This is a genomic window from Pseudomonas putida (assembly GCF_001941965.1).
Classification (GTDB): Bacteria; Pseudomonadota; Gammaproteobacteria; order Pseudomonadales; family Pseudomonadaceae; genus Aquipseudomonas; species Aquipseudomonas putida_L.
The window spans coordinates 180,060-204,921 of sequence record NZ_MKZO01000075.1 but is presented as its reverse complement, the minus strand read 5'-3'; the positions used below and the strand labels follow the sequence as shown (position 1 = coordinate 204,921).

Sequence of the window (24,862 nt, the reverse complement as noted above, 5' to 3'; positions counted from 1 at the left end):
CAAACGTATCACTACAAAATGTACGTGTAGTCACAATTTGGTCAGTGAACTTAGCAATCCAGCCAGGCATATCAAATGGCCATATTTCGCTTGCCCAAGGACACGTTCTGGTTAGACTGATCCGCTCTTGGTCACTGTCGCAGCAGGACGCTCATCGATGTCTGACACCGGCCTTACCTCACAGATGGCGGACTATCTCGCCTTCGCCAGATCCCCGCTCTGGGATCTGCAGCGCCAGTACTACAGCGAAAAAGGGCTGGATGCCTGGGCCGAGGCGCAGGTGCCGCACTATGTGACCAGCCACCCGGTGATGGCCAATGCCTATGCGCAGATCGTCCTGGGCTTCTGGCGCGACCTCAAGGCCCAGGGCCTGACCGGCGACCAGCCGCTGTACATCATCGAACTGGGCAGCGGCTGCGGGCGTTTCGCGTATCACTTCCTCCTGCAGTTCTTCGAGGCATTCGATGCGATTCGCGGGCCGGATGATCGGGTCTGCTATGTGATGACCGATTTCAGTGCCAGGACCCTGGAGCACTGGCGCGAGCGGCTGCTGGGCAGGCTTGATCCGTTCGTTCAGGAGGGGCGTCTGGACTTTGCCTTGTACGATGTGGAAAGCGACAGCGAGGTGGTGTTGCAGAATCAGGGCATTACCCTGACGGCGGGCAGCCTGAAACTGCCGCCGGTGGTTATTGCCAATTATGTATTCGGTAGCATTCGTCAGGACTTGTTCTTTCTGGACAAGGAGCGTCTGTACGAAGGCTGGATGAAGGTCGAGCCGGGCGCTGAAAATGATCCCGACCAACCTTTCGCCGGGATGACGCCCGATTATCAGAAACGCAGGATCACCGAGCCCGGGTATTCCAATCAGGCCTGGAATCGCTTGATCGAGGACTATGCCCGGCGTCTGCCGCCTTGCGCCCTGCTCTTTCCTGCCAGGGCCTTGAATGTGCTGGAGCGACTGAGCCGCTTGCAGCAGGATAACCTGCTGCTGCTCAGCGCGGACCGGGGCAGTCAGACGCTCCAGGAGATCGGTTGGCAGCAGACGCCTGAATTCGCCTGCCACGGCAGTTTCACCCTGCCCGTCAATTATCCGGTCCTGGCTGACATCGTTCAGAGCCAGAGCGGCACATGCTGGAGCAATCAAGCCGCGAATGGCCTGAGCATCCTCGCCGCCTTTTGGCACGCCTCTCCTGCCGGCACCTGGCGCGAAACGGGGTTGGCGGCGCGTCACACGCTGGAAGTCTTCGACCCCAACGATTTCTACCGGATCAAACAGACACTGGAGAGCGACGAGCTCTCCCTGAGTCCGGAACAGATGCTGGCGTACTTGCGCCTTGGTCACTGGGACACCAGGCTTTTCTATCTGCTGCTCCCCGGTGTGAAAGCCGTCATGTCCCGCCTGTCGGGCGAGGCACAACAGGAGTGGTACCAGGTGCTGGTTGAAGTCTGGCGCTTTCATCTGCCGATTGGCGAAGATTACGATCTGGCCTTCGATCTGGCTTGCCTGGCGCCCGAGCTCAATCGCTGGACAGCCAGCATCGACTGGTTCAACCAGTCACTCGTCTGCCTGGAGGCGACACCGAGGGAGGGCCACGATCCGAGTGCCATCTGGTTCAACCTGGGTATTGCCCACTGGCAACTGGCGAACCACAGCCAGGCCGAACGCTGTCTGCTAAAAGCCCTGGAAATGACGAGCGATGACGAGCCGGAGGATTACCAGGAAAATTTCGATGTCCGTCGACAACTGGCTGAGCTCTCGGCATGGCAAGCCCGCTGTCAACGCCTGCTGGGCGCCCAGACCCTGCAACTGCCCGCCACCTTCTCCGCTGACTCGCAAGCCGTGTACGCCAGCCTGCTCGGCCCTCACCAGGCACGCGCCCTTTATCGCCTGCAACGCAACCCGGAACTGTGCCGGCTGGCAGGCGTAGAACGCCTGCAAAGCGTGGCACAGGCCAGGGATTGGCTGCAGCGACATCAATCCGCACACAGTCATGTGCTGGGGATCCTGCACCCAGGGTTGGGCTTGATCGGTGTCGCCGCGTTGGAGTACCGAGCACAAGCCCCGGTCGCCGGAAGTGGTCGTAGCGCGCGTTTCTATTACTGGATCGGTCAGGATCATCAGAATCAGGGTTATGGACTTCAAGCCATGACGCTCCTGCACCAACTGGCACATGACCTCGACATCCAGCATCTGTTCGGTAGCGTGGAACGGTCGAACGCCAGCTCATCGCGTGTACTCGCCAAGCTTGGCTACCGCGCCCTGCCCCCGACCAGTACCGTTCCCGGCTACCGCAATTACTATCGTGGGAACGCCGAGAGTGATGACAAGGCGCTCCTGGTCATCAGCCGTTTTCCAAGCGAACAGGAGCCCGGTTGAGATGCTGCTGATCCGGGACACGCAGCTCCAGGCCCTGGCCCAGATGCCCCGTGCACGGTTTATAGAGAACATGCTGAGCCACCTCTACACCCACTTCCCTGCACAGGCCTGGTTATTGACCCGGGATGAACTACGCGACCAGATCAGCGAACTGGTCGACCGTGCAGCCAGCTACCAGTTGACCAGCCGACAACAGGTCTGCCGCTTCATCAACCTGGCGGCGACCTACGGCTGGGCATTCGACAGCGATCCGGAACGATCATGGATGCGCGACATCCTCACCGATACCGTTCTGGCCCTACCGGGGGAACGTCTGGATCGACTGATGAAAAGCTGCCTGCACCGACAGCGCGTCGAACAACGCAATCTGGCGCAACGTCGGGCCCTTGGCCTGATACCCAACGATGTGTCGATGGCGCTCAAGCCACAGGAAGCCACGGATTTCTCAGGGCTCTACAGCTATACCAACACTCCACCCAAACGTCTGGATACCGACGAAAGGCTGGTGGATAACCCATCGGACCATCGTTTCAGCCATGCGCTCTCAAGCGCTGAGGAGTTCCTCCTTGACGACTGATTCCCCACTGGCCCAGGCGGAAAGCGCGGCCCAGGAGCAAAGCGATACGCAGCCGGTAGGTGCAACCACCAGCAGCTGTCCGGCACCGGAGCAAGAGCCGACCAAGGTCATAGAAGTGCAGGTCGTTGGTGAGGATGGAGAAGGACTCGATGGCATCACCCTGGTGATGACCCGGGATGACGGCCAGGTACTCACCGGCAAGACCAGCCCCGACGGAATCCATGGTTTCAAAGGGCTGTCGCCAGGCACCTATGGGTTGAGCCTACCCGACCTGGATGAGGAGGCTTGGCAAGTGAAAACCACCCTTGACCTGGCCCAGGCCAACTCCACCACGCCCGCGACCTGGCGAACCGCACCTGAAGCTGCAGTGGCCGGCGAGCAGACCCATGTGATCACGCAAGGTGAATGCATCGGAAAGATCGCCGAGTACTATGGCTTTTTCCCTGCAACGCTGTGGAATCACTCAGCGAATGCCACGCTGAAAGAGCGTCGGCACGACAACATGTACGTGCTTCTGGAAAACGACAAGGTCGTGATCCCGGAAAAACGTCAGAAAACGGTAACCGTCGAAACGGGCAAGCAACTGACCATAGAGCGCAAGGGTGTGCCCGAATCGTTGCACATTCGTTTCTTGAACAGTGATGAAACCCCGAAAGCCGGAGTGCCCTATCTGCTCAGTCTGGCAACGAGACAGGGCAATCCGCTGAATGAAATATCGAGTACCACAGACGACCAGGGATTTGTCAGCCAGTCGGTCCCTCCCAGTGTGACCCAGGCCACCATCGTGTTGCATCCGGGCCCGGATGCCGAGACTCATGTATTCAATATTGGCTATGTCAACCCGATCGATACCGTATCAGGCTGGCAGGCGCGATTGAACAACCTCGGCTACAACTGCGGCGAGGAAGACAATGAACTGGGAGAGAAAACGGAAATGGCCATTCGTCTGTTCCAGCAATCCCGACAGCTTGCCGATACCGGCGTGATGGATGAAGCGACTCGAACAGCGCTGTTGGGCAGCGCCCTGTCATGAACCGATCATTGAGCGACAATCGGCAAACCACAACGGACTGAAACCATGCAGCCAGCCAGCGATTCATCCAGCCCCCAGCTTTCCGCACCGCTGGGAGAAAAATCCACTGTCATGGATGTTGAAAAGCCACTGATCAATATCATCCATCTTGACTGTGGGACAGGAGGCGATTGCACGGTGCTCTACACCGCCACTCAATTCGTGGTGATCGACGGCGGCAAGGGCAACACCGGAAAGCGATTGACCTCACTGCTGAATCTCCTGATACAACAGGGTTTGAAGCCACTCGCGTTCATCGTGAGTCACTTCGACCTTGACCACTATTACGGGCTGTTCCAGGCAATAGGTACTCTTAGCGAACATCACAGCAGCCTTAAGAGTTTCATCGTGATGTCGCCCGCCGACGCCACGATAGTCAACACGAAAACCCCCGCGCCTCCAAACCAGTGGGAAAAAGGAAGCAGAGTATTCGGCCTCTGTAATGATCTCCGCAAAAGAGCCTCAAAGAGCGATGTAAAAATACACTTCAAAGCGCCTGAGACCTTGGAGTTCACAGGGGGCATGCAGCTCGAACTCATGAGTTTAACGACTCAACGCTCCCCTACCGCTTGCGATGAAAACAACGGTTCAAGTTTGCAATGGATACTCAGCGACAGCGAGAATCGAACCTCTACGACTTACTATACCGGCGGCGACTCTCAAGTCGGGCCGTTGACTGCAACTATCGTCAAGCTCGACCATCACGGTTCGACAAAGGACCACACCAACGCGAATACCAACGCACTTGAAAACGCACTTTATTGGGTCATCATGGGTGCCGGGCATAGCTATGACCATCCAGGGGATGCGCTTCTGGAGTCCGTCGAAGAAAAGAACCCGTGGATATTCATGACGCAGCATCATTTCGACGACGATTTCCTCAAATACAAACGGCTTCATGTAGGTCGTGCCGCTGCAAAATGGGGAGATATAGGATTTTCATTATTCAAGAATCAAAAAATACTGATAAATACCAACATCGAAAAACATCTACTCAGCAACAACGACGCTCAAGCATTTGTACCCGCAACATTAAGCTCCCAACTAGACGAAAAAATGTACACATTGCTCGCTAGTACCCGAAACATCTTGGGCTGCCCAAACGACAGGCTCTACGGCAGAAAAGAGGTGGTACATAAAGTCGATGCACTGAGCTGTATAGAGTGCGGAGAACCCGCAAAAAGGGTACCGGTGAGCGAGGATTCCAATGACCTTATCACCTGTGCCATCCATGAAAAAATGCTGATGAAAAGGTTACAGGCGCAACTGAAAAAAAAACGTAAGAAAGAAAAAAAAGAAACCGAAGAAGTCTACAAACCCAGAAAAACCAGACGGTTCGTACCGCCTCCCGATAAAACAGACATCGAGACTGAGGAGGACAACAACATCTTTATAGGCACTGATACGACGAAAAAAGTAAAAACTGAAGCAACCAGCACATCCCCTGCTCAGGATATCGTTGATTAGCCAAACGAAAGCCCGCCATAAGGCGGGCTTTCGGTCTTCAGCAGCGGAGGTGGGCTACCCTCACTCCCACTCGATCGTCGCCGGCGGCTTGCTCGACACATCGTAGGTCACCCGCGAAATCCCCTCGATCTCGTTGATAATCCGCCCACTGACGGTCTCCAGCAGCTCGTACGGCAGGTGCGCCCAGCGTGCGGTCATGAAGTCCACGGTCTCGACGGCGCGCAGGGCGACGACCCAGGCGTAGCGACGGCCATCACCGACCACGCCCACCGATTTGACCGGCTGGAACACCACGAAGGCCTGGCTGGTCTTGTGGTACCAGTCGGCCTTGCGCAGTTCTTCGATGAAGATGTGGTCGGCACGACGCAGCAGGTCGGCGTATTCCTTCTTCACTTCGCCGAGGATGCGCACGCCCAGGCCCGGGCCCGGGAACGGGTGACGGTAGACCATGTCGTACGGCAGGCCCAGCTCGAGACCGATCTTGCGTACTTCGTCCTTGAACAATTCGCGCAGCGGCTCGACCAGCTTGAGGTTCATTTCCTCAGGCAGGCCACCGACGTTGTGGTGCGACTTGATCACGTGAGCCTTGCCGCTCTTCGCGCCAGCCGACTCGATGACGTCCGGGTAGATGGTGCCCTGGGCAAGGAACTGGATGTTTTCCAGCTTGCTGGCTTCAGCATCGAAGATGTCGATGAAGGTGCGACCGATGATCTTGCGCTTCTTCTCCGGGTCGGCTTCGCCTTCCAGGTTGCCGAGGAACTGCGCTTCGGCGTCGGCACGGATGACCTTGACGCCCATGTTCTCCTTGAACATGGCCATGACCTGGTCACCTTCGTGCAGGCGCAGCAGGCCGTTGTCGACGAAGACGCAGGTCAGCTGGTCGCCGATGGCGCGGTGCAGCAGCGCGGCAACCACCGAGGAGTCGACGCCGCCGGACAGGCCCAGCAGGACGTTGGCCGAACCCACCTGCTCGCGCACCTGGGCAATCGCGTCCTCGACGATGTTCGAGGCGGTCCACAGGGCTTCGCAGCCGCAGATGTCGAGGATGAAGCGGGACAGGATGCGACCGCCCTGCTTGGTGTGGGTCACTTCCGGGTGGAACTGCACGCCGTAGTAGCCGCGGGCATCGTCGAACATGCCGGCGATCGGGCAGCTCGGGGTGCTGGCCAGCACGTGGAAGTCTTCCGGCATGCGGGTGACCTTGTCACCGTGGCTCATCCACACGTCCAGGCCGAGGACGCCGTCGTCATCGACGTGGTCTTCGATGCCATCCAGCAGGCGGCTCTTGCCGACCACGTCGACACGGGCGTAGCCGAATTCGCGCAGCTCGGAACCTTCGACCTTGCCGCCCATCTGCTCGGCCATGGTCTGCATGCCGTAGCAGATGCCCAGGACCGGTACGTTCAGGTCGAACACGGCCTGCGGTGCACGCGGGCTGTTGGCTTCGTGGACCGACTCAGGACCGCCGGCGAGGATGATCCCGCGCGGGTTGAAGGCACGAATCGCTTCATCGTCCATGTCGAACGGGTGCAGCTCGCAGTACACGCCGATTTCGCGCACGCGGCGGGCGATCAGCTGGGTGTACTGGGAACCGAAGTCGAGAATCAGGATGCGGTGAGCGTGAATGTCGAGGGCCATGACTCAATCTCGTCAGTGGTAATCGGAAACGACGCGGGGCTGTTCGATAACAGCCCCGCTGAACGGTGTTGCCAGGAGCATCAACCTACGCGGTAGTTTGGCGCTTCCTTGGTGATCTGTACGTCATGCACGTGGGACTCGGCCATGCCGGCACCGGTGATGCGCACGAACTCTGGCTTGGTGCGCATCTCTTCGATGGTGGCGCTGCCGGTGTAGCCCATCGAGGAGCGCAGGCCGCCCATCAACTGGTGGATGATCGCGGCCAGTGCACCCTTGTAAGGAACGCGGCCTTCGATGCCTTCCGGTACCAGCTTCTCGGCGCCGGCCGAGGAGTCCTGGAAGTAACGGTCCGAGGAACCCTGGGCCTGGGCCATTGCACCCAGCGAACCCATGCCGCGGTAGGCCTTGTAGGAACGGCCCTGGAACAGTTCGACTTCACCCGGGGCTTCTTCGGTACCGGCGAACATCGAACCCATCATCACGCACGAGGCGCCGGCAACGATGGCCTTGGACAGGTCACCGGAGAAGCGGATGCCACCGTCGGCGATCAGCGGAACGCCGGTGCCTTCAAGGGCTGCGGCGACGTTGGCGATGGCGCTGATCTGCGGCACGCCGACACCGGCAACGATACGGGTGGTGCAGATCGAGCCAGGGCCGATACCGACCTTGACCGCGTCGGCGCCGGCTTCAGCCAGGGCCTTGGCCGCAGCGCCGGTGGCGATATTGCCGCCGATCACCTGCACTTGCGGGTAGGTTTCCTTGACCCAGCGAACGCGATCGATCACGCCTTTGGAGTGGCCGTGAGCGGTGTCCACGACGACCACGTCAACGCCGGCGGCAACCAGGGCGGCTACGCGCTCGCCGGTGTCCTTGCCGGTGCCGACCGCAGCGCCGACGCGCAGGCGACCCTGGTCGTCCTTGCTGGCCAGCGGGTAGGCCTTGGCCTTCTCGATGTCCTTGACGGTCATCATGCCCTTGAGGTTGAACTCGGCATCGACGATCAGGACTTTTTCCAGGCGGTGCTTGTGCAGCAGCTCGCGGACTTCGTTCTTGTTCGCACCTTCGCGGACGGTGACCAGGCGCTCTTTCGGAGTCATCACGTCACGCACGGCGACGTCCAGGCGGGTTTCGAAACGCACGTCGCGGGAGGTAACGATGCCGACCAGGTCGCCGTTGTACAGCACCGGTACGCCGGAGATGTTGTTCAGGCGGGTCAGCTCGAAGAGGTCACGCACGGTGGCGTCGGCATCGATGGTGATCGGGTCCTTGACCACGCCGGCCTCGAACTTCTTGACCTTGCGGACTTCGCCGGCCTGCTGCTCGATGGTCATGTTCTTGTGGATGATGCCGATGCCGCCTTCCTGCGCCATGGCAATGGCCAGGCGGGCTTCGGTCACGGTATCCATGGCGGCGGAGACCAACGGAATGTTCAGCTCGATGCCACGGGTCAAACGGGTCTTGAGACTGACTTCGTTGGGCAGTACCTCGGAATAGCCAGGTACAAGGAGAATGTCGTCGAAGGTCAGGGCTTCTTGGCTGATACGCAGCATCGCGGGGGCTCCCGGGCGGGAAAAATGGAAGCGCGCCATTATACTCATGCGCGCCGTTTCGCTCAATGCAAAGATGGGCCTTCGGTCAGTTGCCGCCAAGCGTCCCGCGCACTACCGCCACGGGCTGGTCCAGCCAGTCGGCGAAGGCGTCGAGGAAGGCAGGTTTGAAACCGGCATCGGCCCACCCATTGAAGATGAAGCCCAGGTTGGAAAAGGCACACGGCTGGAGGAAAAGGAAGCCGTTGATGTCGTCTTCATGGCCGCATTCGGGGCAGGTGAAGTTGTCGGTCTGCGCCGGCATCCACTCTTCCAGGCTTTCGAACAGCGCCTCGCCGATCTCCCGGCGGCACTCCGGACAGCCGGCTTCCTCGAGGAAATCCTGCGACGGCGTATAGATGCAGCGCTTGGTGATGATCTCCAGGCCGTTGATGCGCTTGCCGAACGGCAGCAGCTCGGGCCGTTCGACCACCTTGCGCGCGCCCTCGGCGATGGCATGGCCCATGCGGTTGCCGGTGCCGCCGCAGGTGCTCAGGGCTTCCTCGACGATCTTCTCGCGCACCAGCCAGCGCAGGATGGCCCGTGCACGGGCTTCGTGCACGGGAATGGAGGACATTTTCGGAACGATGATGCTCTGGGTGATCATGACAGCGGTCGGGTCGGTTCAAAGTCACCAGTTTACCTGACTCAGCCAGCGACCGATCAGTGCCACGCCACTGGCCAGCACCAGCCAGGTCACCAGGCGCACGAAGGCCTCGCGGGACATGTTCAGGGTCAGGCGTCGGCCCACCCATAGGCCGAGGCACATCATCGGCAGCAGGCACGCCGCCAGCAGCAACAGCGGCAGGTCGGCATACACCCCGGCGATCAGGAACAGGCTCAGGCGCACCACGGTGCTGCAACTGATCAGCGCGCTCTGGGTCGCCCGCGCCTGCTCGGTCGAGTCCAGCCGGGCATTGAGGTACAGCGCGTAGAGAAAGCCGCCGCTGCCGAACAATGCACCGAACAGCCCGCCCACCGTCCCCGCCGGCACCGACCAGCCCGCCGCCAGGTTGGCCGGTTTGACCTTCACCGCCAGGCTATAGAGCGCGTAGGCGCTGATGAACAGGCCCATCAGCAACATCAGTACATCGGCATGCAGGTTGAGCAGGAACACCACGCCCAGGGTGCAGCCCAGGGCCATGAACGGCAGCAGGCGCAGCAATTCGCCCTTGTTCACCGCCTTGCGCGCCGGCAGCCAGTTGCCGAAGGCAGCGACGAAATCCAGCAGCACCAGCAACGGGATGATCCGCGACAGCGGCATGAAGTTGATCAGGATCGGCCCGGCCACCAGGGCGGTGCCGAAGCCGGCGATGCCGAACACCACATAGGCAGCGGCCACGCCTAACAGGATCGGCAGCCAGTCGAGCAGGGAAAACGGCAGTTGGGCAAACAGGTCAGCGAGCATCCGGGCAACACCTTGAATATGTTTTCAGCGCACCTTAACCAGCGGGCAGCCATGCCGACTAATATGCAATATCGCCATCAGCCATCTCGAAACGGCATAGCTCATGATCTCCACCCGCCAATTGCGCTACTTCGTTGAAATCGCCGAGAGCGGCAGCTTCAGTGCTGCGGCCGAGCGCCTGTATATCGCCCAGTCGGCGTTGAGCCGACAGATCCGCGAACTGGAACAGCAACTCGACACCGCGCTGTTCGAACGCACTGCCCGCCTCCCCCGTCTCACCGCTGCCGGCGCGGCCTTCCTGCCGCGGGCGCGCAACCTGTTGCTGGATCTGGACAAGGCCAGTGACCTGGCCCGCGCCGTCGGCCAGGGCCTGCGCGGCAGCCTGCGCCTGAGCCATTCCAGCACGGTGCCGCTGACCGGCGCCCTGTTGCAGCGGGTCAGCGGTTACCTGCACGAGAATGCCGGGATCTCCATGGAAATAGCCCAGCTTTCCTCGGAAGGCCAGCTTGAGGAGCTGGCCGACGGGCGCCTGGATATCGGGCTGCTGAGGTTGCCGGTGCTGCGCCAGCATGAAGGGTTGTGTGTCGAACCGCTGTTCGAGGAGCCGCTGCTGCTGGCGGTGGCCGAGGAGCATGAACTGGCAGGCCGTGAGAATGTTCGGCTGACGGAGTTGGCCGGGGAGCCGTTCATCTCCATTCCGCATCGTCAGCGTGGTGGCCTGAGTTATCTGTCGGCGGAGTTGTGCATGGCTGCCGGCTTCTTTCCTCGGCCAGCACGGGTGGTGTCGCGCAAGACTACCCAGTTGCAGTTGATCCAGGCCGGATTTGGTGTGGCCCTGCTGCCGCGCTGCATGCAGGACATTGCGCCGTCGACGCTGCGCTTCATCGAGCTAGCCGACCCGGGCTGTGTCAGTACGGTCGCCATTGCCTACCGCCGGGATGCCGGTTTGCTGGTCAGGCAATTCCTCAGCCATATGCAGGAGGATTGATGCCGCCCGCGATGGATATGGGTATCTACACATCTTGTGACTTGAGAGGGTTCGTCGGTCTATCGGATTAGGGCTGACAGGTGTTTGTCATGACTTCTCTAGCGCCCTTGAGATCGAGCGCCGCCCGCGCGGCGCATCGCTGGCAAGCCAGCTCCCACATTTGTTGCAACGTACCTATGTCTGTAAGGCCATGGTTGACCGCTTTGTTTGTACGACGCCGTATCGCGCCAAGTCGAAAAGCCTCCTCGCGATAGTTCGCCGAACACCCAAGGCAGGCAACGGAGATCACACAGGCCATGGCACGTTGCAACAAATGTGGGAGCTGGCTTGCCAGCGATGCGCCGCGCGGGCGGCGCTCGATCTGGAGAACGCTGAAGATCTGTCGGCTTGCGCCTGGTGGCCATCATGCAGTCTCTCGACAAGCGACTTGCGGCCATCATCATCCCGAAAATAGGTAAATAGCCATTCAGCGCTCAGACAACCAGCCCCGACACACAGCCCGACAGACATGCCCCCCACGATCCTTTATAGTCCCACCCCATGATCAGAGACCCTTTCGAACGCCTCGGCCTCGACCGTGAAGTGCTCACCGTCAGCCAACTCAACGGCCGCGCCCGCGTGCTGCTGGAAGATGTTTTCAGCAGCATCTGGGTCGAGGGCGAGATATCCAACCTCGCCCGCCCGGCTTCCGGCCATGTCTATTTCACCCTGAAGGACAGCGGTGCCCAGGTGCGCTGTGCGCTGTTCCGCAACAACGCCGCGCGGGTCCGCCAGGCCCTGCGTGACGGCCTGGCGGTCAAGGTACGCGGCAAGGTCTCGCTGTTCGAAGGACGCGGCGACTACCAGCTGATCCTCGACACCGTCGAGCCCGCCGGTGATGGCGCCCTGCGCCTGGCCTTCGAGGCGCTGAAGGAAAAGCTCAGCGCCGAGGGCCTGTTCGCCGCCGAACGCAAGCGCCCGTTGCCCGCCCACCCGCAGCGCATCGGCATCATCAGTTCGCCCACCGGCGCCGTGATCCGCGACATCATCAGCGTGTTCCGCCGTCGCGCCCCACAGGTCGAACTGAACCTGCTGCCCACCGCCGTGCAGGGCCGCGAAGCCATCGGGCAGATCGTCCGCGCCATCCAGAAGGCCGATGCCCAGGGCTTCGACGCGCTGATCCTGGCCCGCGGCGGCGGCTCGCTGGAAGACCTCTGGTGCTTCAACGAAGAGGCCGTGGCCCGCGCCATCGCCGCCTGCGTGACGCCGATCGTCAGCGCCGTGGGCCATGAAACCGATGTGTCGATCAGTGACTTCGTCGCCGACGTCCGCGCCCCGACCCCGTCCGCCGCAGCCGAACTGCTGGCGCCGGACAGCAGCGATCTGCAACGCCGCCTGGAAAGCCTGCAACGGCGCCTGCTGCTGCGCATGCAGAACCGCCTGATGCACGACCGCCTGCGCCTCGATGGCCTGAGCCGACGCCTGCGTCATCCGGGCGAGCGGCTGCGCCAGCAGGCCCAACGCCTTGATGACCTGGACATGCGCCTGCGCCGTGCCTTCGAGCGTCACCTCGATCAGCGCCGCGAGCGCCTGGCCCGTCTCGACACCCGCCTCGCCGCGCAGCATCCGGGACGCGCCCTGGCCCTGCTCAAGCAGCGCCTGGACAACCTTTCCGAACGCCTGCCCCGGGCCATGCGCGAAACCCTCAAGGACCGCCGCCAGCAACTCCAGGCCCAGGTGCAGATGCTCGAAGTGGTCAGCCCGCTGGCGACCCTCGGCCGCGGCTACAGCATCCTCCTCGACGAGCGCGGCCAGGCGATTCGCAGCGCCGCGCAAACGCAGAACGGCCAGCGCCTGAAAGCCCGCCTCGGCGAAGGCGAACTGCTGGTGCGGGTCGAGGACAACCACCAGACTCCGGTCACGCTTTCCCTTCTGGACTGAACCCATGCCACGACTGCTTTCTGCATTTTTCCTGCTGTGCCTGGCCTTCGCCAGCAGCGCCCAGGCCAGCTACATCACCCGCCAGTTGAACAAGCCGGTGCCCGGCGGCGTCGCGGTGGTCGACCTCGGCCCCTCGGCCCAGCCACTGACCGCCCGCTTCGATGGCAAGCCGGTGCTGGTAGTGAAGGAACAGAACAACTGGCTGGCCATCGTCGGTATCCCCCTGACCCAGAAGCCCGGCAGCGCCAGCCTCATCCAGGGCAACCGCACCCTGAACTTCACCGTTGGCAGCAAGAAGTACCAGGAACAGCACATCACCCTGAAGAACCAGCGCCAGGTCAACCCGAACCCCGCCGACCTCAAGCGCATCGACGCCGAACTGGCCGAGCAGATCAAGGCCTACCGCAGCTTCAGCCCGGGCACCCCGAGCAACCTGATCCTCGACAAGCCGGTCAGCGGCCCGCTGTCCAGCCGTTTCGGCGTGCGCCGCTTCTTCAATGGCGAAGAACGCAACCCGCACTCGGGCCTGGACTTCGCCGTGCCCGCCGGCACGCCGATCAAGACCCCGGCCAACGGCAAGGTGATCCTCACCGGCAACTACTTCTTCAATGGCAACACGGTGTTCGTCGATCACGGCCAGGGCTTCATCAGCATGTTCTGCCACCTGTCGAAGATCGATGTGAAATCGGGCCAGGTGCTGACCCGTGGTGCGGTGGTCGGCAAAGTCGGCTCCACCGGCCGGGCCACCGGGCCGCACATGCACTGGAACATCAGCCTCAACGATGCGCGGGTTGACCCGGCGATTTTCATCGGTGCCTTCCAGCCCTGAGCAACAAGCCCGACGGCGCGGTTGCGCCAATCAAAAAGACCGCGCAACCGACGCGGTCTTTTTCGTTGCGGAGCGCGATTAAATGCCGATAAAAGTCAGATCTCGCACATTTCTATCAATTTTTTCGAGGTGCTTGCCATCTTTCACCTCACTGGGTAGGGTTGAAGGCATGAAAACCTTTGAAACGCTTATCCTCCTTCGCCAACACCGCAGCCTTTGCCTGGTCAGTGCACGACTACCAAGCTGAATCGCGTCGCCTCGCCCATTCCAGAATTTCTATTTTCGGCAGGCCCGTTCCAGGCCGCATTTAAAGGATTGCTCTCATGTCCATGCTCAAAGACCCTTCGAAGAAATACCGCGCCTTCCCGACCATCGACCTGCCTGACCGTACCTGGCCGTCGAAGACCATCACCCAGGCGCCGATCTGGTGCAGCTCCGACCTGCGCGACGGCAACCAGTCGCTGATCGAGCCGATGGACTCGGAAAAGAAACTGCGCTTCTGGAAGACCCTGGTCAGCGTGGGCGTGAAGGAAATCGAAGCATCGTTCCCGTCCGCCTCGCAGACCGACTTCGACTTCGTCCGCACCCTGATCGAAGACGGCCACATCCCTGACGACACCACCATCCAGGTGCTGACCCAGGCCCGCGAAGACCTGATCTCGCGCACCTTCGAATCCCTGCGCGGGGCGAAGAAGGCCATCGTCCACCTGTACAACGCCACCAGCCCGTCGTTCCGCCGCATCGTCTTCAACCAGGACAAGCAAGGCGTGAAGGACATCGCGGTGAACGCGGCCAAGCTGTTCGTCAAGTACGCTGCCCAGCAGCCGGAAACCCAGTGGACCTTCCAGTACTCGCCGGAAACCTTCAGCGCCACTGAAATGGAATTCGCCAAGGAAGTCTGTGACGCAGTGATCGAGGTGTGGAACCCGACCCCGGAACACAAGATCATCCTCAACCTGCCGGCCACCGTCGAAGTCTCGACGCCGAACGTCTACGCCGACCAGATCGAGTGGTTCTGCCGCAACGTCAACCGTCGTGACAGCGTGCTGATCAGCCTGCACTGCCACAACGACCGCGGCACCGGCATCGCCGCCACCGAGCTGGGCCTGATGGCCGGCGCCGACCGCGCCGAAGGCTGCCTGTTCGGCAACGGCGAGCGTACCGGCAACGTCGATCTGGTGACCCTGGCCCTGAACCTCTACACCCAGGGCATCGACCCTGAGCTGGACTTCTCCGATATCGACGGCGTGCGCAAGGTCGTCGAGGAGTGCAACCAGTTGCCGGTGCACCCGCGTCACCCGTATGTCGGCGACCTGGTCCACACCGCGTTCTCCGGCTCGCACCAGGATGCCATCCGCAAGGGCTTCGCCCAGCAGAAAGAAGACACCCTGTGGGAAGTGCCGTACCTGCCGATCGACCCGGCCGACATCGGCCGCAGCTACGAGGCGGTGATCCGCGTCAACAGCCAGTCCGGCAAGGGCGGTATCACCTACCTGCTGGAACAGGAATACGGCATCAGCCTGCCGCGTCGCATGCAAATCGAGTTCAGCCAGGTGGTCCAGGGTGAAACCGACCGTCTCGGCCTGGAAATGACCGCCCAGCAGATCTACAACCTGCTGCACCGCGAATACCTGCAAGCCAACGCGCCGTACGCACTGGTCAGCCACCGCCTGCAGGAAGAGAACGGCCACAGCGCCGTGGAAGTGGAAGTCGCCGGCGAAGGCGAAACCACCCTGCACTGGCGCGGCAAGGGCAATGGCGCCCTGGAAGCCCTGGTCGCCGGCCTGCCGGTTGCCGTGGAGATCATGGACTACAACGAGCACGCCATCGGCGCCGGCACCAATGCCAAGGCCGCGGCGTACATTGAACTGCGCGTTGCCGGTGGCCGTCCGGTCCACGGCGTGGGCATCGATGAAAACATTACCACCGCCAGCTTCAAGGCCCTGTTCAGCGCGCTGAACCGTTCCCTGAGCCAGCAGGCCGCCAACAAGGCCGCGTGATGCGCTGAGTCACCGCGCGAACCAATGCCCGCCCATCCAGGCGGGCATTTTTTTTGCCCGCGATAAAGTAATGATCTGGATCAGCTGTTTTATTCATTTACAACACTTAATACAAACCCAATCACATTATCCCTACTTCCTGACTTCCATCACTTTCTGCACGGCCGTACCATAATGGCTATGCGCTATCACTCAAACAACAATATCAGCGCGCTCGTGTATGCCAACCCTTGCAGAACTTTTTCGGGAATAGAAACATGCTCACCAACCTGCCACTTCGCTATAAATTGTTATTGATCCTGATATTACCCTTAAGTGGATTCCTTATACTTTCCACCCTCTTCATCTCCAGCAACTTCAAGACCCACAGCGACATGCAGGCCACGGTTGACGCCAGTTCTGCGGCACAAACCCTCAGCCAGCTGATCACCACCCTGCAGCGTGAGCGCGGCGCCAGCGGCGTGTTCATCGGCAGTTCGGGCAAGAGCATGGGCGATCGCCTAAGCCAGATGCGCCAGGACAGCGACACAGGCGTAAGGGCACTTTCCGCCCTGCAGAACAGCGAGACGAAGAAACTGCTGGGCAGTCTGGAAGAACTGGGGCAATTACGTGCGCACGTCGACAAGCTGGCGATCACCAGCACAGTTTCCGGTGAGCGCTATACCGCACTCATTCAACGCCTGATCGGTTTTACCCATGAACTCGAAGGCCATGTAAGCGACCCCGGCGTCATTCGCGCACTGGGCGCACTCAATCAATTCATCGAACTCAAGGAACGTGCCGGCCGCGAGCGGGTGTTATTGGGCCTGGTCTTCAGCCAGGACCATTTCGACGCCAACCTGCTGTCGCGCTTCAGTCGCAACCTCGGCGAGTATTCCGCCTATTCCGAAGGCTTCCGTCTCAAGGTCCCGGCCACCCTCCTCGACCAATATGACGCCCGCCTGCGCACCAGTGCCGCCAGCGATGTCAGCCGGCTGCAACGCATGGCCTTCGAGGTTCCGCTGGGGCAGTCCCTGGCGATCACCCCGGAAGCCTGGTTCGAAACCTCGACCCAGCGCATCGACCAGATGAGCGAAGTGGAGAAGAGCCTTGCACAGAATGTCGGTGCCCTCGCCCAGGAAGCGCTGGACCGCGCCAGCCAGGCGCTGTGGCTGACCGTCCTCGGCGCGCTGTTGGCGCTGCTGGTGGTGGCCTTGCTGTCGTGGATCATCATCCGCGCCATCGGCAACGCCGTGGTCGATATCAATGCCACCCTGAACGGCCTGTCCAACCGCGACCTCACCGTGCGCACCCACTACCGCAGCCGGGACGAATTCGGCCAGATCGCCGACAACCTCGACCGCATGGCCCGGGGGATGACCAGCGTCATCGAGGAAATCGGCAGCGCCACCACCCAGGTTGCCACGGCGGCCGAAGAATCCTCGGCGGTCACCCTGCAGACCAGCCGCAGCGTCGAGCAACAGCGCATGAGCACCGAGTCGGTCGCCACCGCGATCAACGAAATGAGCGCCACGGTGCGCGATGTCGCCCACAGCACCAGCGACGCGGCGGACCTGTCGAAGCAGATCCACGCCAGCACCACCCAGGGCCGCGAAGAAATCGAAGGCACCATCCAGCTGATCCGCGAACTCTCCGGCCAGGCCGAGCAGACGGCGGACATCATCGACAACCTCAAGCAGGAAAGCGACGCCATCACCTCGGTGCTCGACGTGATCCGCGATATCGCCGACCAGACCAACCTGCTGGCGCTCAACGCAGCCATCGAGGCGGCCCGGGCCGGTGACCACGGTCGTGGCTTCGCCGTGGTCGCCACCGAGGTGCGCACCCTGGCCCAGCGCACCCAGGAATCCACCGGCAGCATCCAGCAGATGATCAGCAACCTGCAGGCCGGCTCCGACCGCGCCAACGCCTCGATGCTCGACACCCTCGGCAAGGCCCAGGAAGGCGCCCAGCGCATCGGCCGAGCCGGCGAGCTGCTGGAGCGGATCACCGAAGGCGTGGCCAACATCAGCGACCGTACCCTGCAGATCGCCTCGGCCGTCGAGGAGCAGAGCGCGGTGTCCGAGGACATCAACCGCAACGTCAACGAGATCAACGACCTGGTCATCCAGGTCAGTGCCGGGGCCCAGCAGACGGCGGTGACCAGCCAGGAACTGGCACGCCTGGCGGAACACCAGCAGCAGTTGGTGAGCCGCTTCAAGGTGGCGTGATCCAGGTCGCGCGATCATTACAACCGCCGCTTGCCGGCGGTTTTTAATTTCCCCGCCGAAGGAAAACGCCATTAATTTGCCGCCACCACTGGGTATACTGCCGCCACTCTATTTACCCCTCACCGTATCGAGGTCATGGACGACGTGAGCACTGAAAACCTGACACCAGGGGCCTTGCTGGCCTTGGTGGAAGACAATGTCCGCCACTACGAAGTCATTCTTGGCGGGCATGAATCGGCGCAGCTCGATGCCTGGCACCGCCACACAAGTACGGTCCAGGACATCATCGCCGACCTGCGCCAGCAGCCGGACGTACCGCTGCACAATGCCCATCTTGAAAGCGAAGTCCGTCACGCCCTCGGACAACGCGCGGCGCTGGTGGCCAAGGCAAGCCAGGCCCTGAAGGCGATAGAACAGGACATCACCCGGCTGGTCGGAGAATTTCGCCTGCTGCTCGCCCAGCGCGAACAGCAGCAACTGCAACTCTGGCGCCAGTACCTGGAAAATCCCGACTTCGCCGGCTACCAGCAACGTATCGATAACCTGTCTGCCGAACACGCACGCCTTGGCGAGTCTCTGGCCCGCCTCGCCAGGGAGCGGGACGAAAAGATGCCGGCGTACGAGCGCAACGGCTTCTACGTCTACCTGCGCAAGCGCCGCTATGGCACCGACGATTACGCCCGCAGCGGGCTGTGGCGGACGTTCGACGACTGGCTGGCGAGCAAGGTCAACTATCGCGAGAACCGCCGCAACGAGCTGATCCTGCGCTCCATGCCCGACGCCGTGAATGACCTGGTCAGTGAATGCGCCAAGCGCATCCAGGCCCTGGAGCACGGCAATGCGAGCTCCTGGCTCAGCGGCCTCGACAAGCTGAAAAGCGGCCCCGACGGCTTGCGTTTCACCCTGCTGGTCAAGCAGATCATTGCCGCCAAGCGGCGCGCCAACGATGCCTACGACGAGCTCGACGCCTTCAACGATGACGAACGGGACGAACTGGGCAACGAGATCACCCAGTGGGTGGATGAGCAGATCGCCGCAGAAGACCTCTACCAGGTCATGGAAATCCTCATCGAACGCCACCCCGATGACCGCCAGCCTTTCGACCGGCACTGGGAGGCGCTGAATGCGGTCAACGAAACGCTGGACAACAGCAACGAGCGCACCGGGCAGGCGATGGACGACTACGTGCACGCCAAGGAGCTGGAATGGGCCTTGCGCGACCTGCGCAAGACGGACAATACCTGCGATGCCTCGTGCAACTGCGCTTGTCACCACATCGTGCATGACGATGAAGAGGACGAAGACTTCGAAGCACAGTGCCCCTGCCTGTACAACACCGAGCGCTTCTACAGCTACCCCGCCAGCCTCGACTATCCCGACCTGATCGCCAGCTACATGAAGCGCAACCTGAGCGCCGTCGACCTGATCGAAGTCTTCGACAAGCAGCGCCAGTGGTTCACCGACACCGAGCAGGCGCAACCCGCCAGCCTCGCCGCGCCTGACGCGCAGCGGATCACCGATCAAAGCCTCACCTCGTAAGGACACCCATGAGCCAATACCTCGAACGCGCCATCACCGGCCTGCGCACCATCGGCGTGGACCTCGGCAAACCGGTCCAGGACGCCCCGGTCCTGGCCCTGCTGGACAAGGTCGCGCACTACGACAACGACAAGGTCACCGGCATCGCAGTGGTGCTGCAGCAGTCCACCAGTTTCAACAGCATGGTCCGCGAGCAGATCGAGGGCATGGACGTGTCCACCCGCTTCATGGACATCACCAACAGCTTCACCTCGATTCGCGAGGATGCCGCGTCCATGGCCTCGTGGATGGAGGATGGCCGCCTGGACACCATGGAACGCCTCAAGCTGACCTGGATGAACATGCGCCGCGGTTCGATCCCCAGCCGCTTCGAGGACATCCGCAAGCACTACCTGGAAGCGTGCAAGGCGGCCAACCAGCAGATCGCCCGGGAGAACGCGATCCTCGAGGCGTACATGGACTTCCGCCTGGCGATGAAGAATGCCGAGGTCAACGCCCAGGAAGTGCTGGCCGTGGCCCACCAGTCCATGGCCCGGCGCAGCGAGGAACTGGACGCCGCCAACCAGGCCGTGGCTACCACGGAAGAAGTCCCCGCCGCCGAACGTGCGGCGCTGGAGCTCAAGCGCGACCTGGCGGTGCGCGAACTGCAGAACGAAGACAAGCGTTTCCAGATCATCAAGGACATCGCCGATGACCTGCGGGTCGGCTACAACACCGCAGAAATGGTCTTCGCCCGCATCAGCCAGGTGCACATGGTCAAGGAGCGTCAGTACCAGCGCATGGTCTCGTTCTTCTCCACCAACGAAATCGTCCTGACCAGCCTGGCCGTGTCCTTCACCGCCAACCAGGGCATGGCCGAGGCCACCCACACCCTCAACGCCACTACCGAAGGCATCAGCAAGGGCCTGGAAGCCCTGGGCGCCAGCTCCCAGCAGCAGCTCAACGATGCCCTCAAGGCCAGCTACGGCTCGACCCTGCGGGTCGACTCGGTGCGCGCCCTGGCCCAGGCCACCCTGGCCTTCCAGAGCGACATGAAGACCCTCACCGACAACTACCGCACCGAGGCCAGCAACGCCTCGCGGGACATCGCGATCGCCGTCGAGGACGCCAAACGCGCCTTCGCCGCACTGCTGACCAAGGCCGCGGAATGAGCAAGGGACTTCTCTCCGAACAGATGGGCGCCATGGCGCTCGTCGACGAGCTGCGCCACCGCCGCATGGAGGTCGAGGAGCACCTCGACCTGCCCCGGCGCGAAGCGGAAGTGGCGGAGCGGATTCGCGCGTACTACAAAGGCCAGGGCATCGACTGCGACGATGCCCTGGTCGCACAAGGGGTACGCGAGTTCTTCAGGCATCGCCTGGTGTTCGAGGCGCCAGCCATGACCCTGTGGCAGCGCTTTCTCGGGCGCCTGATCAGCAGCACCGCGTTCCGCTGCTGGATGCTGTTCATGCTGGCGTTCGCGGTGATGTTCGGGATGTCATTCGGCGTGTCGTTCTATCACGGTTTCAAGCGGGGCTTCGCCCAGGCCGTCGCGCCAGCCGCGCAGCCCGTGGTGGTAGTGGCGCCGCCGGCTGGCGGCAATGTCCCGGCCGTGGTGACAGGTGCCCAGGCGGAAAAGAACGAAGCCCGCTTCGAGCAACTGCGCAGCCGCATGCTGGCGATGCCCCTGTCCGAGGGTGACCTGCAGCGCGGGCAACTGGAGTTCGCCACCCAGTCGATGTACCTGCCCCGTGGCGGCCAGCCACTGGAACAGGCCTTCGCCAAGCTCCAGGCCATGCTCGCCTTCATCGAGCCCGAGCTGCAACTGTACGTGGCCAATGTCCCCGGGCTGCCCACCGGGGTCGAAGTCTGTCCGGAACCGAACTCCTGTGAAGGCAAGGGTTGGTTCATCTTCCTCAAGGCCTTCGATGCACAGGGCCGCAGCGTCGACTTCATCACCCCGACCAGCCGCTACAGCGGGCCGACGCCAGCGGTAGTCGCCGGGGTCGAGGTCAGCGAAGCGCAGTATCAGCGGATCAAGCAGGCAAAGCTCGACAATGTGCGGATCGACCGGGAACGCATGGGCAGCAGCCCGGCGTTCAGCTCGCGGATGGAGTTTGGCGACCGGGCGCTGGACAAGTACCGGACCATTACCCAGGAGCGGCTGGCGACGGTGAAGGTGCTGGATTCGTTCTGACCGCCAGGTTTGTGCTGTTTGGACTGGCCTCATCGCTGGCAAGCCAGCTCCCACAGGGTTCTGCGGCGCACTCGGACCCTGTGGGAGCTGGCTTGCCAGCGATGAGGCCCTAGAGATCGCCACAAATCCCGACCAGTTGCAAAAATTATCCAGCGAGCAGCGCCATCGCCTCGGCACTGCACTTCTCCACCGCAGCCCAGTCGCCATTGCGGATCCAGCTACTGTCCAGCATCCAGGTCCCGCCCACGCACATCACGTTCGGCAGGTTCATGTAGCTAAGCAGGTTATCCGGCCGCACCCCGCCCGTCGGGCAGAAGCGCACATCGGCAAAGGGCCCGGCATAGGCCTTGATCGCCGCAATACCGCCGCTGATTTCCGCCGGGAACAGCTTGAAGCGCCGGTAGCCGAGGGCGTAGCCCATCATGATTTCCGACGGCGTGCTGATCCCCGGCAGCAGCGGGATGTCACTCTCGACGCCCGCTTGCAGGATTTCCCGGGTCACTCCCGGCGTCACCACGAACTGCGCCCCCGCCTCCTCCACCGCATCGAACTGCGAGCGATCCAGTACCGTACCGGCACCGACACACAGCTCAGGACGTTGCTCGCGCAACACCTTGATGGCCTTGAGGCCGTGCTCGGAGCGCAGGGTCACTTCCAGGGTGCGGATGCCGCCGGCGGCCAGGGCATCGGCCAGGGGCAGGATGTCGGCCTCGCGGGCGATGGTGATCACCGGCAGGATGCGCGCCTGGTCGCAGATCGCGTCGATCCGGGCGATCTTTTCGGCCATGGTCAGCAATGGCGTTGGGCGTTCGAGCGTGGTCATGACAGGGGTCCTTGGCTCATGGGCACCAGTAGATGCTCAAAGGGTCGTGAAGAAAGGCGCGAATCGGCATCTGCGCCAGCTCGTTGCCCGCCAGCGCGGCGCGCAGGGTAGCGAGTTTGCCCGCACCTTGCACGGACAAGACGGTGAAGCCGGCCGTGGCCAATAGCCGCCGGGTCAAGCTGATGCGCTGGTGCGGCACACTCGGCGCCAGCATCGGCAGGCAGCGACGCTTGCTCAGCAGACTCAGGCCGTCAGCAAGATTGGGGCTCGCGGGGAACAGCGAGGCGGTATGGCCGTCATCCCCCATGCCCAGCACCAGCACATCGATCGGCGGCAGCTCGGCCAGGGCCTGTTCGGCGGCCTCGGCGGCGGCGTCGAGGCTCGCCGCACTGCGATAGAGGCCAACGAAGCGCGCCTTGGCCGCATTGCCCGTCAGCAGATGACGGCGCAGCAGACCCTCGTTGCTGTCGGCATGTTCCACCGGCACCCAGCGCTCGTCGGCAAGGCTGACGGTGACTTTCGACCAGTCCAGCGCCTCTTGCGCGAGGGCCTGGAAGAACGCCACCGGGCTGCGTCCGCCGGAGACCACCAGGGTCGCCCTGCCCTGCCCGGCAATCGCCGTGCGCAGGCGCCCGGCAACGTCCGTGGCCAACTGCCAAGCAAGTTGCTCGGCACTCTTCAATTCATGGAGCGTGACCGTTGCCGGCCACTGCACTTCAGATATCGCCATACCAGGACCTCCCATCGCGGGTAATCAGTGCCACCGCCGCCACCGGCCCCCAGGTTCCCGCAGCATAGGGTCGGGGCGGTTCGCCGGATTGTTTCCAGCCGGCGATCAGCTGGTCGCACCATTTCCACGCGTATTCGATTTCATCCTTGCGCACAAACAGGTTCTGATTGCCGCGCATCACCTCCAGCAGCAGCCGCTCATAGGCATCGGGGATCCGTGCGCTGCGAAAGGTGCCGTCGGAGAAATTCAGTTGCAGCGGGCTGCTGCGCAGTTGCATGCCCTTGTCCAGGCCCTGCTCCTTGGTCATCACCCGCAGCGAGATGCCCTCGTCGGGCTGCAGGCGGATGATCAGCTTGTTGCCGATCTGCAAACGCTGTTCCGCCGCGAAGATATAGTGCTGCGGTTCCTTGAAGTGGATGACGATCTGCGACAGCTTCTGCGGCATGCGCTTGCCGGTGCGCAGGTAGAACGGCACCCCGGCCCAGCGCCAGTTGCGGATATCGGCGCGCAGGGCGACGAAGGTTTCGGTGTCGCTGTGGGTGTTGGCATTGTCTTCGTCGAGGTAGCCCGGCAGCGCCCGGCCGTCACTGTGCCCGGCAATGTACTGGCCGCGCACCACCCGGGTGCCGAGGCCCTCGCCGGTGATCGGCGCCAGGGCCTTGAGCACCTTGACCTTCTCGTCGCGGATGCTGTCGGCGGAGAGGTCGCTGGGCGGGTCCATGGCGATCAGGCAGAGCAGTTGCAGCAGGTGGTTCTGGATCATGTCGCGCAGTTGCCCGGCCTTGTCGAAATAGCCCCAGCGCCCCTCGATGCCGACCTTCTCGGCGACGCTGATTTCCACATGGGAAATGGAGGTCTGGTTCCACTGGGTCTCGAACAGGCTGTTGGCAAAGCGCAGGGCGATCAGGTTCTGCACCGTTTCCTTGCCCAGGTAATGGTCGATGCGATAGATGCGGTTTTCCGGGAAGAACTGCGCCACCGCGTCGTTGACCCGGCGCGACGACTCCAGGTCATGGCCGATGGGCTTTTCCAGTACCACCCGGGTGCGCTCGACCAGGCCGATTTTCGCCAGGTTCTCGCAGATTCCGCCATAGACTGCCGCCGGCGTGGCGAAATACGCGATCAGTGGCGCGTCGGGCGCGACCTGTTCGGCCAGCAGCGGATAGGCCCCGGCATCGAGGAAATCCATGTGCAGGTAGCTCAGGCGCGCGAGAAAACGCTGGAGAGCCGTGACTTCGATGGCCTCGGAAGCGACGAACTCATGCAGGTGCGCTTCGATCGACGCCAGGTGCTCCTGCACGCTGCCGGCCTCGCGGGCCAGGGCCAGCAGGCGCGTGCGCTCATGCAGCAGCCCGGCGCGGTCGAGCTGGTAGAGCGCCGGGAACAGCTTGCGCAAGGCCAGGTCGCCAAGGGCGCCGAACAGGGCAAAGGTGCAGGGCTCAACACTGATCGAAGACATGATGTAGGTTCTTTTACCAAGTGGTTGTAGAAATACCGCTTTCCATCACAGTTAGCAAGGTTA

At 62.2% G+C, this 24,862-nt stretch carries 19 protein-coding genes; 12 read left to right on the top strand and 7 right to left on the bottom strand.

Annotated features, from left to right (window positions below; all coding sequences use genetic code 11):
* Nucleotides 1–157: 157 nt before the first annotated feature.
* Genes PSEMO_RS31105 through PSEMO_RS31090 form a run of 4 tightly spaced genes read left to right on the top strand, consistent with a single transcriptional unit; the run spans nt 158 to nt 5,493 of the window.
* Entirely contained in the window at nt 158–2,377 is a 2,220-nt protein-coding gene (locus tag PSEMO_RS31105; protein WP_075806689.1) for a GNAT family N-acetyltransferase, read from the top strand.
* Between the two features lies 1 nt (nt 2,378).
* Nucleotides 2,379–2,954: a hypothetical protein gene (locus PSEMO_RS33655; RefSeq protein ID WP_075806688.1), complete on the top strand. Its 576-nt coding sequence runs from the start codon at nt 2,379–2,381 to the stop codon at nt 2,952–2,954.
* On the top strand, nt 2,944–3,987 hold the full coding sequence (locus PSEMO_RS31095; protein WP_075806687.1) for a peptidoglycan-binding domain-containing protein: 1,044 nt from the start codon (nt 2,944–2,946) through the stop codon (nt 3,985–3,987). Before PSEMO_RS33655 ends, PSEMO_RS31095 begins: the two co-directional genes overlap by 11 nt.
* Before the next feature lie 45 nt (nt 3,988–4,032).
* Entirely contained in the window at nt 4,033–5,493 is a 1,461-nt protein-coding gene (locus PSEMO_RS31090; RefSeq protein ID WP_144443657.1) for a hypothetical protein, read from the top strand.
* Between the two features lie 60 nt (nt 5,494–5,553).
* Here PSEMO_RS31090 and guaA read toward each other — a convergent pair whose 3' ends face one another.
* From guaA to PSEMO_RS31070, 4 genes are all read right to left on the bottom strand, one after another.
* A complete protein-coding gene (gene guaA, locus PSEMO_RS31085) occupies nt 5,554–7,131 on the bottom strand; it encodes a glutamine-hydrolyzing GMP synthase (protein ID WP_075806685.1) in 1,578 nt (525 codons plus the stop codon).
* A gap of 80 nt (nt 7,132–7,211) precedes the next feature.
* Complete coding sequence (gene guaB, locus PSEMO_RS31080; protein WP_075806684.1) at nt 7,212–8,681, bottom strand: IMP dehydrogenase; 1,470 nt, start codon at nt 8,679–8,681, stop codon at nt 7,212–7,214.
* A gap of 85 nt (nt 8,682–8,766) precedes the next feature.
* On the bottom strand, nt 8,767–9,324 hold the full coding sequence (locus PSEMO_RS31075) for a sugar ABC transporter ATPase (protein ID WP_075806683.1): 558 nt from the start codon (nt 9,322–9,324) through the stop codon (nt 8,767–8,769).
* Between the two features lie 24 nt (nt 9,325–9,348).
* Nucleotides 9,349–10,113 (bottom strand): sulfite exporter TauE/SafE family protein, encoded by a 765-nt coding sequence (locus tag PSEMO_RS31070; protein WP_075806724.1) that lies wholly within the window; start codon nt 10,111–10,113, stop codon nt 9,349–9,351.
* Nucleotides 10,114–10,228: 115 nt separating this feature from the next.
* Between PSEMO_RS31070 and PSEMO_RS31065 the strand changes: the two genes are divergently transcribed.
* From PSEMO_RS31065 to PSEMO_RS31030, 8 genes are all read left to right on the top strand, one after another.
* Nucleotides 10,229–11,113, top strand: coding sequence for a LysR family transcriptional regulator (locus tag PSEMO_RS31065; RefSeq protein ID WP_075806682.1), 885 nt, complete (start codon nt 10,229–10,231; stop codon nt 11,111–11,113).
* A gap of 540 nt (nt 11,114–11,653) precedes the next feature.
* Nucleotides 11,654–13,033, top strand: coding sequence for an exodeoxyribonuclease VII large subunit (gene xseA, locus PSEMO_RS31060; RefSeq protein WP_075806681.1), 1,380 nt, complete (start codon nt 11,654–11,656; stop codon nt 13,031–13,033).
* Nucleotides 13,034–13,037: 4 nt separating this feature from the next.
* On the top strand, nt 13,038–13,862 hold the full coding sequence (locus PSEMO_RS31055) for a peptidoglycan DD-metalloendopeptidase family protein (RefSeq protein WP_075806680.1): 825 nt from the start codon (nt 13,038–13,040) through the stop codon (nt 13,860–13,862).
* Between the two features lie 323 nt (nt 13,863–14,185).
* Complete coding sequence (gene leuA / locus PSEMO_RS31050) at nt 14,186–15,862, top strand: 2-isopropylmalate synthase (protein WP_075806679.1); 1,677 nt, start codon at nt 14,186–14,188, stop codon at nt 15,860–15,862.
* 257 nt (nt 15,863–16,119) lie between these two features.
* Nucleotides 16,120–18,072, top strand: coding sequence for a methyl-accepting chemotaxis protein (locus PSEMO_RS34505; RefSeq protein WP_075806678.1), 1,953 nt, complete (start codon nt 16,120–16,122; stop codon nt 18,070–18,072).
* Between the two features lie 144 nt (nt 18,073–18,216).
* Nucleotides 18,217–19,611: a hypothetical protein gene (locus PSEMO_RS31040; protein ID WP_144443656.1), complete on the top strand. Its 1,395-nt coding sequence runs from the start codon at nt 18,217–18,219 to the stop codon at nt 19,609–19,611.
* Between the two features lie 8 nt (nt 19,612–19,619).
* Nucleotides 19,620–20,762, top strand: coding sequence for a merozoite surface protein 3b (locus PSEMO_RS31035; RefSeq protein ID WP_075806676.1), 1,143 nt, complete (start codon nt 19,620–19,622; stop codon nt 20,760–20,762).
* Nucleotides 20,759–21,787 carry a DUF6384 family protein gene (locus PSEMO_RS31030; RefSeq protein WP_144443655.1) on the top strand — a complete coding sequence of 343 codons (1,029 nt, stop codon included), beginning with the start codon at nt 20,759–20,761 and terminating at the stop codon, nt 21,785–21,787. Before PSEMO_RS31035 ends, PSEMO_RS31030 begins: the two co-directional genes overlap by 4 nt.
* Before the next feature lie 145 nt (nt 21,788–21,932).
* Here the strand turns inward: PSEMO_RS31030 and PSEMO_RS31025 are convergent, their stop codons facing one another.
* From PSEMO_RS31025 to zwf, 3 genes are read right to left on the bottom strand one after another with little or no spacing between them, the layout of a single operon-like run.
* Nucleotides 21,933–22,610 carry a bifunctional 4-hydroxy-2-oxoglutarate aldolase/2-dehydro-3-deoxy-phosphogluconate aldolase gene (locus PSEMO_RS31025; RefSeq protein ID WP_075806674.1) on the bottom strand — a complete coding sequence of 226 codons (678 nt, stop codon included), beginning with the start codon at nt 22,608–22,610 and terminating at the stop codon, nt 21,933–21,935.
* A gap of 16 nt (nt 22,611–22,626) precedes the next feature.
* Nucleotides 22,627–23,340 carry a 6-phosphogluconolactonase gene (gene pgl, locus PSEMO_RS31020; RefSeq protein WP_075806673.1) on the bottom strand — a complete coding sequence of 238 codons (714 nt, stop codon included), beginning with the start codon at nt 23,338–23,340 and terminating at the stop codon, nt 22,627–22,629.
* Nucleotides 23,327–24,799 carry a glucose-6-phosphate dehydrogenase gene (gene zwf / locus PSEMO_RS31015; protein WP_075806672.1) on the bottom strand — a complete coding sequence of 491 codons (1,473 nt, stop codon included), beginning with the start codon at nt 24,797–24,799 and terminating at the stop codon, nt 23,327–23,329. Before zwf ends, pgl begins: the two co-directional genes overlap by 14 nt.
* Between the last annotated feature and the right edge of the window lie 63 nt (nt 24,800–24,862).

Coding starts and splice junctions, on each gene's coding strand:
- guaB (WP_075806684.1), bottom strand. CDS start 8,681: ATGCTGCGTATCAGCCAAGAAGCCCTGACCTTCGACGACATTCTCCTT.
- zwf (WP_075806672.1), bottom strand. CDS start 24,799: ATGTCTTCGATCAGTGTTGAGCCCTGCACCTTTGCCCTGTTCGGCGCC.
- PSEMO_RS34505 (WP_075806678.1), top strand. CDS start 16,120: ATGCTCACCAACCTGCCACTTCGCTATAAATTGTTATTGATCCTGATA.
- guaA (WP_075806685.1), bottom strand. CDS start 7,131: ATGGCCCTCGACATTCACGCTCACCGCATCCTGATTCTCGACTTCGGT.
- PSEMO_RS31025 (WP_075806674.1), bottom strand. CDS start 22,610: ATGACCACGCTCGAACGCCCAACGCCATTGCTGACCATGGCCGAAAAG.
- xseA (WP_075806681.1), top strand. CDS start 11,654: ATGATCAGAGACCCTTTCGAACGCCTCGGCCTCGACCGTGAAGTGCTC.
- PSEMO_RS31075 (WP_075806683.1), bottom strand. CDS start 9,324: ATGATCACCCAGAGCATCATCGTTCCGAAAATGTCCTCCATTCCCGTG.
- PSEMO_RS31065 (WP_075806682.1), top strand. CDS start 10,229: ATGATCTCCACCCGCCAATTGCGCTACTTCGTTGAAATCGCCGAGAGC.
- leuA (WP_075806679.1), top strand. CDS start 14,186: ATGTCCATGCTCAAAGACCCTTCGAAGAAATACCGCGCCTTCCCGACC.
- pgl (WP_075806673.1), bottom strand. CDS start 23,340: ATGGCGATATCTGAAGTGCAGTGGCCGGCAACGGTCACGCTCCATGAA.
- PSEMO_RS31030 (WP_144443655.1), top strand. CDS start 20,759: ATGAGCAAGGGACTTCTCTCCGAACAGATGGGCGCCATGGCGCTCGTC.
- PSEMO_RS31055 (WP_075806680.1), top strand. CDS start 13,038: ATGCCACGACTGCTTTCTGCATTTTTCCTGCTGTGCCTGGCCTTCGCC.
- PSEMO_RS31105 (WP_075806689.1), top strand. CDS start 158: ATGTCTGACACCGGCCTTACCTCACAGATGGCGGACTATCTCGCCTTC.
- PSEMO_RS31090 (WP_144443657.1), top strand. CDS start 4,033: ATGCAGCCAGCCAGCGATTCATCCAGCCCCCAGCTTTCCGCACCGCTG.
- PSEMO_RS31035 (WP_075806676.1), top strand. CDS start 19,620: ATGAGCCAATACCTCGAACGCGCCATCACCGGCCTGCGCACCATCGGC.
- PSEMO_RS33655 (WP_075806688.1), top strand. CDS start 2,379: ATGCTGCTGATCCGGGACACGCAGCTCCAGGCCCTGGCCCAGATGCCC.